General features: G+C 64.2%; 9 protein-coding genes. 8 read left to right on the top strand and 1 reads right to left on the bottom strand.

Translation table 11 applies throughout. From position 1 onward, the window contains the following. Window positions 1–25: 25 nt before the first annotated feature. Window positions 26–2,509 carry a fimbria/pilus outer membrane usher protein gene (locus VK98_RS21810; protein WP_082159181.1) on the top strand — a complete coding sequence of 828 codons (2,484 nt, stop codon included), beginning with the start codon at window positions 26–28 and terminating at the stop codon, window positions 2,507–2,509. A 2-nt stretch (window positions 2,510–2,511) separates the two neighbouring features. After that, entirely contained in the window at window positions 2,512–3,057 is a 546-nt protein-coding gene (locus VK98_RS23030) for a hypothetical protein (RefSeq protein WP_053077544.1), read from the top strand. 120 nt (window positions 3,058–3,177) lie between these two features. Here VK98_RS23030 and VK98_RS21820 read toward each other — a convergent pair whose 3' ends face one another. After that, window positions 3,178–4,485 (bottom strand): MFS transporter, encoded by a 1,308-nt coding sequence (locus VK98_RS21820; protein WP_048416027.1) that lies wholly within the window; start codon window positions 4,483–4,485, stop codon window positions 3,178–3,180. Between the two features lie 99 nt (window positions 4,486–4,584). Between VK98_RS21820 and VK98_RS21825 the strand changes: the two genes are divergently transcribed. The 6 genes from VK98_RS21825 (at window position 4,585) to VK98_RS21850 (ending at window position 15,837) form a co-directional block, all read left to right on the top strand. Beyond that, a complete protein-coding gene (locus VK98_RS21825; RefSeq protein WP_048416028.1) occupies window positions 4,585–5,967 on the top strand; it encodes a DUF3404 domain-containing protein in 1,383 nt (460 codons plus the stop codon). After that, complete coding sequence (locus VK98_RS21830) at window positions 5,964–6,608, top strand: response regulator transcription factor (protein WP_048416029.1); 645 nt, start codon at window positions 5,964–5,966, stop codon at window positions 6,606–6,608. Before VK98_RS21825 ends, VK98_RS21830 begins: the two co-directional genes overlap by 4 nt. Further along, window positions 6,608–7,384: a DUF2861 family protein gene (locus VK98_RS21835; protein ID WP_048416030.1), complete on the top strand. Its 777-nt coding sequence runs from the start codon at window positions 6,608–6,610 to the stop codon at window positions 7,382–7,384. Before VK98_RS21830 ends, VK98_RS21835 begins: the two co-directional genes overlap by 1 nt. An 83-nt stretch (window positions 7,385–7,467) precedes the next feature. Further along, window positions 7,468–9,735, top strand: a complete 2,268-nt coding sequence (locus VK98_RS21840; RefSeq protein WP_048416031.1) for a glycoside hydrolase — start codon at window positions 7,468–7,470, stop codon at window positions 9,733–9,735. A 389-nt stretch (window positions 9,736–10,124) separates the two neighbouring features. Further along, window positions 10,125–12,716 carry a TonB-dependent receptor gene (locus VK98_RS21845; protein ID WP_082159183.1) on the top strand — a complete coding sequence of 864 codons (2,592 nt, stop codon included), beginning with the start codon at window positions 10,125–10,127 and terminating at the stop codon, window positions 12,714–12,716. Window positions 12,717–13,287: 571 nt separating this feature from the next. Continuing rightward, a complete protein-coding gene (locus VK98_RS21850; RefSeq protein ID WP_231589349.1) occupies window positions 13,288–15,837 on the top strand; it encodes a TonB-dependent receptor in 2,550 nt (849 codons plus the stop codon). Window positions 15,838–15,951 lie beyond the last annotated feature (114 nt).

Below are 15,951 nucleotides of genomic sequence, written 5' to 3' on the forward strand. Positions count from 1 at the left end.
CATCCAAATTCTTTGGTCCTGCTAGATGAAGTGTTCAATTGAATGGTTGCTCCGGCCCATTCCGCTATTGCTGTGGCTGGTCGGGCTGGTTCCGGTGTTTTCCGTTGAAGCGGCGGCGCGAGGCGTGCCCGAAGACGGCACGATGTTCGACTTGGGCGTATTGAAGGCAAGCGGCATCGATCCCGGCGTGGCGGAGTACTTCAGCCAGGGCGCACGCTTTGTGCCAGGTAGGAATCGGGTGTCCTTATCCGTCAATGGCGCCGGCCGCGGCAGCACCGAGCTGACGATAGACGGGAATGGTCGCCTGTGCGTCGACGACGGGTTCTGGGCCGCCGCCGGTTTGTTGCCCACGGCCGGCAAACCGCCGGCGGAGGCAGGCTGCCGCGAGCTGACGGACTTTTATCCGCAGGCGGTGGTCAAGCTGCGGCCGGAGCTGGCGCGGGTGGACATCCTGGCGCCCAGCAACGCCTTGCGGCGCGAGCAGGCACAGCTGGACGGCTACGACAGCGGCGGCGGCGCCGGTCTGTTCAACTATGAGTTGCTGGCCATGCGCAGCAGCAGCGGCGGGCGAAGCCTGCAGTATCTGCAGGGCTTCACGGAGCTGGGATTCAATTGGAACGACTGGATGGTGCGCAGCCGGCAAAGCTTTGCGCGCAACGAGGCGAGCAATCGTTTCCAGTACCTGTACAGCTATGCGCAGAAGACCCTGCTGGACAGCAAGTCCATCCTGCAATTGGGCGAGCTGTCGCTGAACAACCCGCTGTTCGCCGGCGTGAACTTCTCCGGCGCGCAGTGGCTGCCGCAAGGAGCGCTGTTGCCGCGAGGCAACTTGCCGCTGGTCAAGGGCATAGCCCAGAGCGAAGCCCGGGTGGAAGTGCGGCAATCCGGCGCGTTGGTGTACAGCACGATGGTGCCGCCCGGCGCTTTTGAATTGAACGATGTGCCCATCCTCTCGGCGGGTTTCGATCTACATGTCACCGTTACTGAAAGCGATGGCAGTCAGCACGCTTTCACCGTGCCGGCGGCGGCGTTTTTCGCTAGTCCGGCCGGCGACGATGAGGGTTTCAATATCGCGGCGGGCAGGGTGCGCCAGTTTGGAGGCCAGGATGGCGACACGCCGTGGCTGTTTTCCGGCAGCCGCAGCTGGCGGCTGGCCCGGGAGTTGGATCTCAGCCTGGGCGGCCTATGGTCCGAGCGCTTTCATTCCGCCGGCGGGGCCTTGTCCTATCTGCTGAGTCCTCAGGTCTTGGCCGGCGCGCGAGCGGTGACCTCCCGCGACAATGCGGCGAACCGGAGCGGCATGCAATACAGCGCGTCCTTGAGCGCGGCCTGGGGCGAGCGCTTATCCGGCGCTTTGAGTGTGAGTCGGCAGAGCGCCCACTTCCGCACGCTGTCGGACTCCGCGGCTCGGCAGCAGGAGACGCCGACGGCGTTGACGCAGTACGGCCTGTCTCTGTCTTATCGCCATGACGCGCTGGGCGCGTTCAGCCTGGGCGTCACTCGCTCCCGCAACGGCGCGGATGCCACTCAGCGGTTGAATGGCGGCTGGAGCCGGCGTCTGGGCGGCGCCAATGTGACCTTGAACATGGGCCGCGATTTGGGGCAGAGCGCGGGCGCGCATCGCAATCAGTTTTACTTGAACGTGGATCTGCCGCTGGAGCGCGCCAGCCTGAGCGCTTATCTGCAACGCTATGGTCAGAGCGAAACCCTGGGGACCAGTTACCGCGAAATCGTCAGCGACAACCTGAATTACAGCGTGGCGGCGGAGCGGGACGCCAACAGGAACAGCACTGGCTTCAACGGCAACTTGCACTGGATTCCGCGTTACGCCCAGCTGGGCCTGGGCTTGAGCCAGCGCAGCGGCGCGCAGTCCTACAACGCCAGCCTGCGCGGTGGCGCGCTGTGGCATGAACGCGGACTGACTTTCTCTCCCTATCCGCTGCGCGACAGCATCGGGGTGGTGTCGGTGGGGGGCTTGTCCGGGGTGAAGTTCAGCACGCCCAGCGGCCCGGTGTGGAGCGATGGCGAGGGGCTCGCGGTATTGGCAAGCCTGAACGCTTATGCCGATACCCGGGTGGAACTGCAGACGCCTAGCCTGCCGCGCAACGCGGACGTGGCGAACGGCTTGAAGGTAGTGCGCGCCGGGCATGGTTCGGTCAGCCAGGTGGCGTTCTCGGTGCTTAAAACCCAGCGCCTGTTGATCCAGATTGTGGGCGAGGGCGGCACGTCATTGGCGGCGGGTTTGAGTGTGGTTGACGCGGAAGGGCGTTTTGTCACGATAACAGGGAGCGGCGGCGAGGTGTTTCTGGATCAGGCGATGGCGCAGAACGGACTGTATGTCGAGCATCTGCCGGGGCAACGCTGCCGGCTGAGCTATGTGTTGCCGGACGAGGAGGCGTCCGCCTTGTACCAAACCGTCAAGGCAAGCTGCGTGCAGGAGCCGCCAAGCGCGCAGCTCAAAGCGGAGGCGTCGGAACGCCGCGACGAAGACAGAGGAGCGGAGGGATGAGAATGAGCAAGTGGAGTTTGCTTGTGCTGGCGGCCTTGAGCGCCGGCGTCGCGGCCGAGGAGCGGCGGTGCGCGTTGACCGTGAGCTTGCCCCATCTGGATTATGGCGTGGTGCCGCTGGCCGCCTTGCGCGAACATGTCGGTCGAGGCGTGTTGGGGGCCGGCCTGGAGGCGCGAGTGTTGAGCTTGCAAGCCGTCTGCGATCAGCCCCAGGCGCTGGCCTTGCGTTTTAACGGCCCGGCGGCGGATGCGGCCTCGTTCCGCTTCGGTCCCCAGGGCTCGGTGCGTCTGGTGTTGCGCTCGGCGACGCTGGATGGGCGCGCCGCCTACTTCCGGCTAGAGGGGGAAGCGGGTGGCGAACGTCTGCGCTCGGCCCCGCTGCGTCCCGGCCAGCGGGTACATGTGTATCCCGATGGCGGCGAAACGGGCCGAGCATTGCAGCTGGAGCTGGAAGTGCGGCCGGCGCTGCCGGCCGGCGCGGCGCCCTCCCGGGAGCGGGAGCGCTGGCGGATGGACGGGGTGTTCGAGCTGGAGGCTGTCGACGCTTAGAGCGGCTAACAAACCCCTGATGCTGCGTTGCGCCGCCTTGTCGTACTCAACGGTACATGAGCATTTCGAAGACGTTTTCAACGCCGTATCACCGACGCGCAGCAGATCGTAAACAGGTTCTTAGCCGCGCAACGCCCGCAGCCAGTCCAGCCGTTGCCGCCAGATCACCGGCGCGGCGCTGAGCAGATGCAGCGTGGCCAGAATATTGAGCGCGGCGGTGGCCAGCAGCAGGATGGCGATGCTGTCGTAAAACTTCAGCGCCAGCGCGCTGCCGATGGCGGCGGCCACCATGTAGAAGCCGTTGGCGATATTGTTGGCGGCCACGGCCTGGGAACGGAAATCGTCCGGGCTGGCGGTTTGCAGCCAGGTGTACAGCGGCACGGTGAAGAAGCCGCCGAAGAAGCCCAGCAACGCCACGTCGACCATATTGCGCCAGCTGCCGGCGCGGGCGAGGAAATCGGCCAGACCGATCAGCTCGCCGCGGTAGTGCGGCAGCGCGGACAGCGCCAGGTCGCCGCCAAACAGTGTCATGCCTACGCTGCCCACCAGCACCATGCCCAGTTGCAGCTTGCCTTGCGACAATTTGGCGCAGACCACCGAACCCAGGCCGATGCCGATGGAGAACAGCGCCAGCAGCAGGGTGTAGACGCCGGCGTCCCCGCCCAGATGCAGGCGGGTGAAGGTGGGCAGCTGGGTGGTGTAGACCGCGCCCATCAGCCAGAACCAGGAAATGCCGAGGATGGCGCAGCGCACGTCGCGGATGCGCCAGGCGTCGCGCATCAGCACTACCGAATCCTTGAGGAAATTGAAGGACAGCTTCAACTCCGGCGCGCCGGGCCGGGCCGGCGGCATCGCGCGGCTGGCGCCGTAGCCGAACAGGGCGGTGGCCAGCAAGGTGGCGGTGATCAGCAGCGGGCCGCCGGTGGTCAGCATGCTGCCGCCGATCTGGCCGACCAGGATGGCGAGAAAGGTGCCCATTTCGATCAGGCCGTTGCCGCCCACCAGCTCGTGTTCTTTCAGGTATTGCGGCAGCACCGAGTATTTGAGCGGGCCGAAAAAGGCGGAGTGGGCGCCCATCAGAAACAGCGCGGAGAGCAGCAGGCCGGCGGAGTGCAGGAAGAAGCCGGCGCCGGCCAGCAGCATGATGGCGATCTCGGCCAGCTTGATCCAGCGGGCGATGACGGCCTTGTCGTAACGCTCGGACAATTTGCCGGCGGTGGCGGAAAACAGGAAGAAGGGCAGGATGAACACGCCGGCGGCCAGATTGACCAGTTGCTCCGGCGGCAGCCCGGCCAGGCTGAGGCCGTGAAAGCTGATCAGCACCACGATGGCGGTTTTCAGCAGGTTGTCGTTGAAGGCGCCCAGAAACTGGGTGCCGAACAGCGGGAAGAAGCGCCGGGTGGCGAAGAAGGAAAAGCCTGCTTTCACGTGGATGCCGATCTGGTGTCATGAGCCGGAAACGCATGCTAGCGGATTCGCGGCGGGCTGTCAGCCGAGCGGCGGCGGGTTTTCCGTATAATGCGGCGCATGATGCTACGTCTGTGTTGTTGCCTGTTGATCTGCCACGCGGCCTGGGCCGGCGAACTGTCGTCGCGGCTGGACGCCGCCCTGGCCGAGTCGCGGCCGGCGCAGTCTTTGGCGCTGGCGCGGATCCAGTCGCTGGACGAGGGCCTGATCGCGCCGGAGTCGCTGCAGCCGGCCTGGTCCCGCTACGGTCTGCGCGCCTTGCGGCAGCTGGCGGCGCACGAGCGCGGCTGCGAGGGGGATCTGTCCGCCGTGCCGCCGCTGTGGCGGGATTTCGAAGGCCGGCGCTGCATGGACGGGCGCTTGCCGGCGGATTGGCTGCGCCTGCATCCGGTCCATCCGCTGGGCGGCAGCAGCGCCGCGCATTGGCGGCAGGGCCGGCCGCGGGCGGAGGCGGCGGACTGGCTGCACGTGCGCGAGCGCGCCGACGACCTGGGGTTGTTGGGCGCTTTGTCCGACGACAATCTGGACGCCTTGCTAGCCGGCGCGCGCTGGCTGTGGCAGGACGGCGCCTTGTGGCGGCTGCGCGACGGCCATTGGCGGCTTTACCCGGCCGCCGCCTGGCGGGAGCGGGCGGAAGCGGCCGGGGTGAGTGTGTCGGCGGCCGGGACGAGTGCTTGCGCGGAGCGTCTGGACGGGTTGTGTTTGAACCCTACGCCGGCGCCGGCCTGGCCGTGGCGGGCGGTGCTGGCGGGCCTGGCCGGGCTGGCGTTGGCCGGCGGCGGCTGGCTGGCCTGGCAGCGGCGGCGCCTGGAGCGGGAGCGGCGCTTCGCCTTGCAGATGCTGACCCATGAGTTGCGCACTCCCATCGCCGGCCTGGCCGGCGTGGTGGAGGGGCTGCGCCGCGACTTCGACCGCCTGCCGGATTCCGCTCAAGATCATTTTGGCCATTTGGCCGGCGGCGTCAGCCGCCTGCGCCAGTTGGCCGAAGCCAGCCGCCATTACTTGTCCGCCGACCGGCTGGACGAGGGGCGGCAAGCGGTGCGGCTGGCGGAGTGGCTGGACGCGGTCGCGGAGCGGCACCAGGCCGCTTTTTGCCTGAACGAGGACGCGACGCTGCTGTTGCCGGCCTATTGGCTGGGTCTGTGCCTGGACAATCTGCTGGCCAACGCGCGCCGGCACGGCCGGCCGCCGTGGCGGGTGCTGGCGGACTGGGACGGCCGCAGGCTGACGCTGACGGTGTGCGACGGCGGTCGTCTGTCGGATTACCGGCTGCGCCGACTGACGCGGCGCGGCAGCGGCGGCGAAGGCATGGGCTTGGGCCTGGCCATTGTCCTGCGGGTGCTGGCGAGGCTGGGCGGGCGGCTGCGCCTGTCCGGCCCGCCCACGAGTTTTAGCTTGCAACTGCCCGCCAAGCGGGCGCCGCGACAGGATCATCTTGCATGAACACCTTGCTGCTGATTGAAGACGACGAGACGCTGGGCGAGGGCCTGAGCCGCTTTCTGGAAGACGCGGGCTATCGCTGCCAGTGGCTGCGGCGGGCGGAAGAGGCGGCAGCGCAGTGGCTGCGCGCCGACCTGGTCATCCTGGACCGCAGCTTGCCGGACGGCGACAGTCTGCGGCATCTGCCCGGCTGGCTGGCGCTCAAAGCCTTGCCGGTCATCGTGCTGACGGCGCGGGTGGAGGTGGGCGACCGGGTGGCTGGCTTGGAGGCGGGCGCGCGCGATTACCTGAGCAAACCCTTCGCCCACGCCGAGTTGCTGGCGCGGATTCGCGCCCAGCTGCGGCCCCTGGGCGATGGCAGCCTGAGCCTGGGGGCCTTGAGCCTGCAGCCGGCCAGGCAGTCGGCGAACTGGCAGGGACGGGAGGTGGTCTTGACGCGCACCGAGTTCGAACTGCTGGCCTTGCTGGCGCGCATGGCCGGGCGGGTGATGAGCCGTGACGAACTGCTGAACCAGGTCTGGGGCTATCAGCACTTCCCGTCCACGCGCACCGTGGACACCCATATCCTGCAACTGCGGCAGAAGCTGCCCGGCCTCGTCATCGAAACCGTGCGCGGCGTCGGTTACCGTCTGGAGCAGGCCTGATGCGGCGCGCTTTGTGCCTGTGGCTGGCGCTGGCCGCACCGGCCGTCGCCGACCCCTTGGCGGCCTTGAACCGAGCCTTGCTGGGGGCGGACGACGCGGCCGCCTGGCGCGCGCTGTCCGAGAGCTGGCCGGCCTTGCGCAGCCAGGCGCAGCGGCAGGCCTGGACGCAGACGCTGGCGGCGCTGAGCGCCGAGCATTGCGGCAAGGACGCGCCGTTGACGCTGCCGGCCTGGTTGCCGCGGTTGACGCTGGAACTGGCGCAGCGCGACATGCCGCTGGCGCGCGCCTACCGGGTGGTGTTGAGCGGCCGCGGCGCGCTGGAGGACGCCAGGCTATTGGACGCGCAGGGGCATGATCTGTTACGCGGCGGCTTGCTGGAGCGGGAAGACGGCCAGGGTTTCCGCCTGGAAAGCGAGGACCTGAGCCGCCCGCTGGCGGCGGGCGCTTATCGCTTGCAGCTCAGCGCCGCCGGCCGGCAATGGCAGGCGGAGCTGGCCTTGCCGGAAGTAGCCAACCTGGACTGGCTGTCGCGCAGCCCGCTGGCGGTGTCGCGCTTGCCGCCGCCGCGCGCGGCCTGCGCGCAGCCTTGGCTGGAGCAGTCGCTGCTGCGGCGCAGCGACTATGGTTTTGTCTGGTGGCGGCGACGCGAGTTGGGCGAGGCGCTGCGCTGGCCGCCCAGCCGGGGCGAGCTGTGGCAAAGCGTGGCCCTGGTGCGCGCCGAGGCGCGCGGCCAATTAGTGCTGAGGCTGGCGCACCGTCAGGTTGGTCCGCGCTGAAATCCTGACATTGGCCTGACAATCGCGCCGGCCTTTGCCTTTCTAATCTCTCCACCTTGATTCCAATATGGAGAGCGTTCGCAATGCCGATTACCCCTCGTTTCCTTGTTCTGGCGCTGGCGGCGATGAGCTTGCCTCTGAGCGCCTGGGCGCAAATCCGCCTGGAAAACGCGCAATGGCGGGTGGCGCTGGACCCGGCCACCCTGGCGGTGACCGCGACGCCGGCCGGGCAGCCGCCGCTGGCGGTGTCTAGCGGAGGTCCGGCGCGGGCGGTGGCGGATCTACGCGCGGACGAGGCCGGCGCCGCCTGGTCTTGGGAGCAGGGCCGTTATCGTTTGAGCGCGCGCCTGGACGGGCCGGACCTGAGCTTGACGGTTCAAGCCGAGGCCGGCGCCGCGGAGACGGTGCCGCTGCTGCGGCAACCGGCTGCGGCGATGGGGCGCGGCTTGCTGCTGCCCTTGGCCGAGGGCAGTTATGCGCCGGCCGGCGATCCGCTGTGGCTGGATTTCCTGCCGCGCTTCGCCGGCGACGGGCTGAACACCTCGGAAAACCTCAGTCTGCCGCTGTGGGGCATGGACTACGGCGCGAACAGCCTGCATTGGCTGCTGCTCAATCCCTTCAACAACCGCTTGCGGATCAGCCGGGACGGCGCCGGCCTGAGCCTGGCGCTGAGCCATGATTTCAACGCCGTGAATCAGCGGGAGCCGATGACGCTGCTGCTGCATCTGGCGGACGGCGATCCCTTGGCCGGGGCCAAGCGCTATCGGCAATGGCTGATCGAGGCGGGGCGTTTCGAGAGCCTGGCCGACAAGATGCGCGCTCAGCCTGAAACCGCCAAGCTGGTGGGCGCCAGCCATGTCTATCTGTGGGGCAACGATTTGCTGGGCGCGGCCGATGTGAGCGACTGGGAACGCTGGCTGAGCCTGTTGCGCGGCGACAGCGCGCTGGCGCGCCGGCTGCGGGGGCGTTTCGACGCCGAGGCCGCCGTGGCGTTGCGAACGGCTGCGGCGCGTCCAGACGGCTACCAGCGCCGGGTGCTGTTGGCGGCCTTCAATCAGGCGGCGACGGCGGAGGCGCGCGCCGGCTGGCTGAGCGCCGCGCCGGAGTGGAGCAAGCTGGCCGCGCCTTACCGCCGCCTGCGTCGCGAGGTGAAGGAGGTGTTCGGCGCGGCCTTGGGCCCGGCGGACGACTGGGGCGGCGGCTTGTCGCTGCGCACGCTCCGGGCTTTGCGCGAGGCCGGCCTGGAGCGGCTGTGGCTGGGCATGGACAATTGGGAAGGGGGCTTGTGGCAGCCGCAAGCGATGGCGGAGGGCGTGAGCGCCGGCTATTTGATGGCGTCTTACGACTCCTATCAAACCGCCTTGCAGCCGGGGCGGCGCGAAGATTGGCTGACGGCGCAGCTGGGCGCCGCCGCGTACCGGGACTGCGGCATCACCCTGGCCGGCGGCCGGCGCAAGAGCGGCTTCCAGCAGTCCGGCTATTACACCAATCCGGAGTGCGTGCGGCCGGTCTTGCGCCAGCGCAGCCAGGCGCTGCACCGGGCCTTGGGCTTCAACAGCTGGTTCCTGGACGCCTACGCCACCGGCATGGTGTTCGACGATTACACTCCGGGGCGGCGCATGAGCCAGGCCGGGATGGCGGCCGGCAACGAGCGCAGCATGGTCTGGGTGCGGGATCGCTTCGGCGTGCCGGTGGGCTCGGAGAACGGCAACGCCGCCACCTCCCTTGGCATCGCCTTCGCGCACGGCATGCAGGTGCCGGTGCTGGGCTGGGGCGACGTCGATCTGCAGAAAAACCCCAAGTCGCCGTATTTCCTGGGTCGCTGGTTTCCGGCGAATCAGCCCGAGGTGTTTTTCCGTTCCGTGCCCTTGAAACAGCCTTACCTGAGCATCTACTACCAGCCGCAATACCGGCTACCGCTCTATCAGGCGGTGTTCCACGACTCCATCGTCACCACCAATCACTGGCTGTACGACAACCTGAAGTTCAGTAACGCCTACGCCGACAATCTGCTGACGCAGTGGCTGTACAACACGCCGCCGCTCTGGCACCTGAGCGCGGACAGCCTGGTGCGGCGTTTGCCGCTGATGCGTTGCGCCGACCAGGTGTTCCGGCCGCTGCATCGGCAACTGGCGACCCAGGCGATGACCGGCTTCTCCTGGCTGACACCGGATCGCTTGTCGCAGCAGACCCGCTTCGCCGACGGCAGCCGGCTGACGGTGAATTTCAGCGCCGAGCCGCGCCGGCTGGAAGGACGCGAACTGGCCGGCCGGGCGATGCGGGTGCAACTGGCCGGACAGCCGGAACGCATGGTTTCCTTAAAGGACTGCGAACCGAGTCCGGCCTCATGAGTCGGCGTTCGACAGGTATGAGTTAAATGCATTGATTTAATCGTCTTTCTGATTTTTACACATGTCATGAAAATATCGCGCCGCGCAGCGCATTGGCAAAAAGGCAACGCGCCGTTGCGCTCGCCGGCGCGGCGGACCATGCCCTGGCATAGGTGGCGAGCCTTTGCCGGCGGCCTTTCCGGCCGATGGCGGCGGGGCGGTTGCAGCTCTGGGAACCGGCAGGGACGGAAAAGCCGAGTGTGACGAATCATGATGCCGATTGACCGTCTGTAATAAATGCTCCAAGCATCGTGTCAGGCCATATGACAAATAGTCTGTGGCTGGATGATCTGCGAAAAGCGTGTCTAGAGAAGCGCGCTAAGCAGGTTAGACACATGACTGGAGAAATCATGAGAACTAGCAAGAAGAAGTTGGTGCTGGCCCTGGCCCTGGCAGGCCTGGGCGGCCAAGCCGGCAGCGCCTGGGCGGCGGAATCCAGCAGCGGCACCCTGGACCGGGTGGAAGTCACCGGCTCCAACATCAAACGCAGCATCAAGCAGGAAAAGGCGCTGCCGGTCACGGTGGTGCGCACCGAGGAAATGAGCAAGCAGGGCTTCACCACGGTGGAGCAGGTGGTGAACTCGCTGGCCAGCAACCAGTCCAGCATGGTGGGCGCCTCGTCGGTGCAGACGGTGTCGGGCGGCGCGTCCTACGCCAGCCTGCGCGGCCTGGGCTCGCAGTACACCTTGGTGCTGCTGGACGGCCGACGCGTCGCCAGCCAGGCGATTGGCGGATACGCCACGGATTTGAACGCCATTCCCTTGTCGGCGATTGAGCGCATCGAAGTGCTGCGCGACGGCGCCTCCGCCATTTACGGCACCGACGCCATCGGCGGCGTGATCAACTTCATCACCAAGAAAAGCTATCAGGGCGTGACGGTGGCGGGCGAACTGGTGTCCACCGACCACAAGGGCGGCAACACCGGCAGCGCCAGCATCACCGCCGGCATCGGCGATTTGAACAAGGACGGCTACAACGTTTACGGCTCCTTGAGCTACCAGAAGCTGGACGCCATCACCACGCTGGACCGTTCCTTCGCCAATAAATACCTGACTGCGAACAACCTGAGCGGCAGGGTTTTTCCGTCCAACTTCACTTACAAGGGCAACGCCTACAACCCGGCGGCGCCGAATTGCAAACCGCCGTACGCCAAGCCGATAGACGCCAACTCCTGTGGCGAAAACGCCAACCTCTACATGGACCTGACGCCGGAGGTGGAGCAGCTGACCGCCTTCGTCAAGGGCACCAAGCAGATTGGGGACCATACCCTGTCGCTGCAATACATGGGCGCGCGCAACGTCAGCACCACGCATATCTCGCCGGCGCCGCTGACCAAGATCGCCACGTTGAAGGCCGGCGACAAGTACTATCCAACCCATTTGCCGGACGGCACCCCCACTGACGGCAGCGACGTGGTGATCAACTCGCGCTCCGTGCCGCTGGGCCCGCGCGTGACCGAGAGCCTGTCCACCACGCAGCGGCTGGCTTTCAATGCCGAAGGCTTGCTGGCGGGCTGGGATTACCGCGGCGGGGTGGCCTACTCCGAGAACAAGACCACCATCAACTACAAGTCCGGCTATGTGCACGGCGACAAGATCGCCGCCGCTTTCCAGGACGGCACCATCAACCCCTTCGGCGATTCGGCGCCAGGCGCCTGGCAGAGCACCGAGCTGAAGGGAGACGGCTGGGTCGCCAAATACCAGACGGTGATGGCGGACTTCAAGGTCAGCAAGGAAGTGCTGCAGTTGCCGGCCGGCATGATGGCGACGGCTTTCGGCGTGGAAACCCGGCGCGAGAAGCTGGACAGCCAGATCCAGGACATCGCCCAGTACGCGCTGGGTTCCGGCATCGCCGATTCCAAATCCACCAGCGGCAGCCGCGGGGTGACCGCGGCCTATGTCGAAGCGGATATCCCCATCTTCAAGAACTTCGACGCCCAGTTGGCGGCGCGTTACGACCGCTACACCGACTTCGGCAGTTCTTTCAACCCGAAGGTCGCCGTCAAGTACCAGCCTATCCCGCAGGTCTTGTTCCGTTCCTCGGCCAGCAAGGGCTTCCGCGCGCCGACGCTATACGACGTGTTCACGCCCAACAGCAAGACCTACACCGCCAACAAGTTCAACGACCCCTTGCGCTGCCCGGGCGGCACGCCGGCCAACGGCGGCAACAAGGTGGACGATTGCAACACCCAGTTTGAAGCGCTGCAGGGCGGCAACAACAACTTGTCGCCGGAGAAGGCCAGCTCGCTGACCTTCGGCATCGTGATCGAGCCGATCAAGGAAATCACCGCCAGCGCTGACTTCTGGTGGACCACGGTGAAGGACACCATAGGCGCGCTGGACCCGGGCGTGATTTTCGCCGATCCGGGCAAGTACGCCGACAAGTTCGTGCGCAATCCCGACGGCTCGCTCAACCATGTGATCACCACCACCCAGAACCTGGGCACCTTGAGCGCGGCCGGCGTGGACATCAGCCTGGCTTTCCGTCTGCCCAAGACCTCCTGGGGCAATTTCGGCATCAATCTGGACGGCACCTACACCTCCAAGTACGAGCAACAGCTGGAGCCCAAGGGGCCTTACATGAGCTCGCTGGGCGGTTGGTACAAGGATATTCTGCAGCCGACCTTGCGCTGGAAGCACAGCCTGGCGTTCAACTGGGCGCAAGGGCCGTGGAGCGGGGTGCTGGTGCAGAACTATTCGTCCGGCTACACCGATCTGAACCCCAGCGATGAAGGCCACAATGTGCGCCCGTACTCCAACTGGAACCTGTCCGGCAGCTATGTCTGGGACAAGAAGCTGACCATTACCGCCGGCATCCGCAACCTGTTCGATCAGGAGCCGCCGTTCAGCAATCAGACCAAGACCTTCCAGTACGGTTTTGATCCGGTGGTGGCGGATCCGGTGGGGCGCGCCTACTTCCTGAAAGCCAGCTACAAGCTTTAAGCCTCGGCAAGTTGGATTGACCAAGCCCCGTCGCGCCGTTTGGCGCGGCGGGGTTTTATGTTTTTGGAATGATTTTTCTTGTATGGAAATGGCTAAGTTGGAATGGACGACATTGGCGATCCATGATTTTTTGCATGTCTGCCATTAAAAAAACGAATGCATAAGTTTTTGGAAAATTAGCCTAATCTGAAATTCTTGTACAAATTTGTCGTAAAAATGCAAAAAAGCAACAATGGCAAGTTGTGTTTGCTATAAAAAATGACATGGAATTAGCTGGGGATTGTAAAAGCTGCTGGCAAAAATCAGGGGCATAGTCTATTGATTTTCAAGCGCAAACATGATTTTTACGCATTTCTCCGTCAAACGGCGCATTGGCGCGGGCCGCCGGACAGCGCGGATCGTCCCTCAACAAATATTGACGGAAGGCAACAATCCTTAACACACTCGAAACACGGTCATGACGTTCGATTGTCGACGACCTGCAGTATCCAGCAAACGTTCGCCAGAAGCGTTGCTGGTTTCCGTGTGCAGTTAAGGAGAAATCAAGTTGAGAAGTCAAAAGAAGCAGCTAGTGCTTGCCCTGGCCATGGCTGGCATGGCGAGCCATGCGCCGTTCGCATTCGCCGCTGAGGCGAACTCCGGTCAGCTGGATCGGGTAGAGGTCACCGGTTCCAACATCAAGCGCAGCATCAAGCAGGAAAAAGCGCTGCCCGTCACCATTCTCAAAACCGAAGACCTGGCCAAGCAAGGTCTGACCACGGTGGAGCAGGTGGTCAACAGCATTGCCGCCAACCAGTCGTCGCAAGGTGCGGCAGCTGCAGTGGGCGCCTCTACGGGCGGTGCCGCGTTTGCAAGCTTGCGTGGTCTGGGCAATCAATACACCCTGGTATTGCTGGACGGTCGTCGCATGGCCAATCAGGCGATTGACGGTACTTCCGCCGACCTGAACGCCATCCCTCTTTCCGTGATTGATCGTGTGGAAGTGTTGCTGGACGGCGCCTCCGCCATTTACGGCACCGACGCCATCGGCGGCGTGATGAACTTCATCACCAAGAAGAGTTTGAAAGGCTTCAGCATTGGAGGCAGTTTTTCCAATCCGCAGCACGGCGGTGGCGATGATAAAAACATCAATGTTTCCTATGGCTACGGGGATTTGGGTAACGATGGTTTCAATATTTACGGCGCCATCGATTACCAGAAAAAAGACCCAGTGATGGCATCTCAGCGCGGCTTTGCTTCGCTGATCAATAAAGATACCGGTTCCAGTCCCAATGCCTGGCCTGGCAATTATGTTGATGGGGTTACCGGGGACTTAATGACTCCGTCCGCACCGAATTGCCGGCCGCCGTTCTCCACGTTCAATGGCGAAAACTGCCAGGAATATTACTCGCTGTACCCCAGCATTATTCCGGAGGTAGAGCAGATTTCCGGTGTGATCAAGGCCACTAAACGCATTGGCGACAATCACGAATTGTCGTTGCAATACACCCGCACCGAAACCACCACCACCTCCCAAAACGCGCCGTTGCCGACTGGGGGAGACATCACCCGCGCCAACGCGGTGGACCCGAGCAAGCGCGACCAGTTGTATGTGCGTACCGTCCCGCTAGGTAATCGCGTGACTGAAGCCAATTCGGTCACGCAGCGCCTGATGTTGAATATGGAAGGCCTGATCGCCGGTTGGGATTATCGCGCCGGCATCGGCCGTTCGGAAAACCTGGTCAAGGAAAACCTGAACTCCGGCTACGTTAGCAAGAGCAAGATGCAGTCCGCGGTCGACAGCGGGGCTTTGGATCCGTTTGACTTGTCCGGCAATAATCTGGCGGCCTGGCGTTCGGTGGGCATAACCGGCCAGACCAAGGAAGCCAAGTCCACCATAGACATGGCCGACATCAAGGCTAGCCGCGAAGTGCTGCAACTACCGGCCGGGATGATGGCCATCGCCTTTGGCGCGGAGGTACGCCGCGAGTCCTTGAGCACGATCTACAACAAAGCGGTAACCCGCGATGCGCTGAGCACTGGTCAGAACAAGACCGAAGACGCCGCTGGCAGCCGCAACTCCTATTCGTTGTACGGCGAGGCGGATATTCCAGTTCTGAAGAACCTGGACGCGCAGTTGGCCGCGCGTTACGACCACTACAGCGACTCCGGCAGCTCTTTCAATCCGAAGGTGGCGGTGAAGTACCAGCCGCTGCCGCAGCTGATGTTCCGCTCCTCCGCCAGTACCGGTTTCCGTGCGCCGTCTCTGTACAATATGCACAAGCCTAACCAGTTGCAGCTGACAGGCCGTGCCTATGTGGATTACGGTGCTTGCCCTAATGGCAAAACCCCGGTGCCTGGCGCGAACGCCTTGGCGTGCCAGAGTATTCAGCGGGATATCCGTTACGGCGGCAACAAGAACCTGGAGCCGGAAAAGTCGTCCTCCTTGTCCTTTGGCATCGTGATCGAGCCGGTGAAGAGCTTTACCGCCAGTGCCGACTTCTGGTGGACCATGATCAAGAATCAGATCAATGTGATCCCGGAAGATACTATCTTCGCTAATCCGTCCAAATATTCGGATCGCTTCATTCGCGATAGCAACGGCAATCTGTCTTATCTAGTCGATGACTATTCCAACCTGGGCAATCTCAGCGCAGCAGGGGTGGATATCAAGATGAACTGGCTGTTGCCCAGGACCGCGATTGGCACTTTCAATGCGTCCCTGGATGGCACCTATCTGTCCAAGTACTCCTACCAGAAAGAGAAAGAGGGCCCGTACTTCAGCAACCTTGGATCTTACATCGATGCGAACGGTCCGGCTTTCCGCTGGCAGCACACTTTGTCGATGAACTGGTCGCTGGGCGCGTGGAGCGGGGTGCTGGCGCAGAACTATCGTTCCGGCTACACCGACAGCAACTCGAAGAAAGGTCAGAACAATACTGTGCGGCCTTACTCCACCTGGAATCTGTCCGGTTCCTACGCCTGGAACAAGCAGCTGACGGTGACCGCCGGCATCAAGAACCTGTTCGATCAAGAGCCGCCGTACTCCAATCAAAGCGATACCACGCCGCGTAGCTACGATCCGCGCTTTACCGATCCGATGGGCCGTTCCTTCTTCCTCAAGGCTAATTACAAGCTCTGAGGCGGCGGGACACTGGACGGGGCGGATTGGACCCGCCCTGTTCTCGGGCTCGGCGGCGCGCCGCCGCCGAGCGAATCAGAAGACAGTGGATATAAACATGACGAGCATCGCAGC

Source organism: Chromobacterium sp. LK11 (genome assembly GCF_001043705.1).
GTDB lineage: Bacteria > Pseudomonadota > Gammaproteobacteria > Burkholderiales > Chromobacteriaceae > Chromobacterium > Chromobacterium alkanivorans.

Excerpts from the sequence above, each read along its gene's own strand:
- VK98_RS21810 (WP_082159181.1), top strand. The coding sequence starts at position 26 with ATGAAGTGTTCAATTGAATGGTTGCTCCGGCCCATTCCGCTATTGCTG.
- VK98_RS23030 (WP_053077544.1), top strand. The coding sequence starts at position 2,512 with ATGAGCAAGTGGAGTTTGCTTGTGCTGGCGGCCTTGAGCGCCGGCGTC.
- VK98_RS21825 (WP_048416028.1), top strand. The coding sequence starts at position 4,585 with ATGATGCTACGTCTGTGTTGTTGCCTGTTGATCTGCCACGCGGCCTGG.
- VK98_RS21830 (WP_048416029.1), top strand. The coding sequence starts at position 5,964 with ATGAACACCTTGCTGCTGATTGAAGACGACGAGACGCTGGGCGAGGGC.
- VK98_RS21835 (WP_048416030.1), top strand. The coding sequence starts at position 6,608 with ATGCGGCGCGCTTTGTGCCTGTGGCTGGCGCTGGCCGCACCGGCCGTC.
- VK98_RS21840 (WP_048416031.1), top strand. The coding sequence starts at position 7,468 with ATGCCGATTACCCCTCGTTTCCTTGTTCTGGCGCTGGCGGCGATGAGC.
- VK98_RS21845 (WP_082159183.1), top strand. The coding sequence starts at position 10,125 with ATGAGAACTAGCAAGAAGAAGTTGGTGCTGGCCCTGGCCCTGGCAGGC.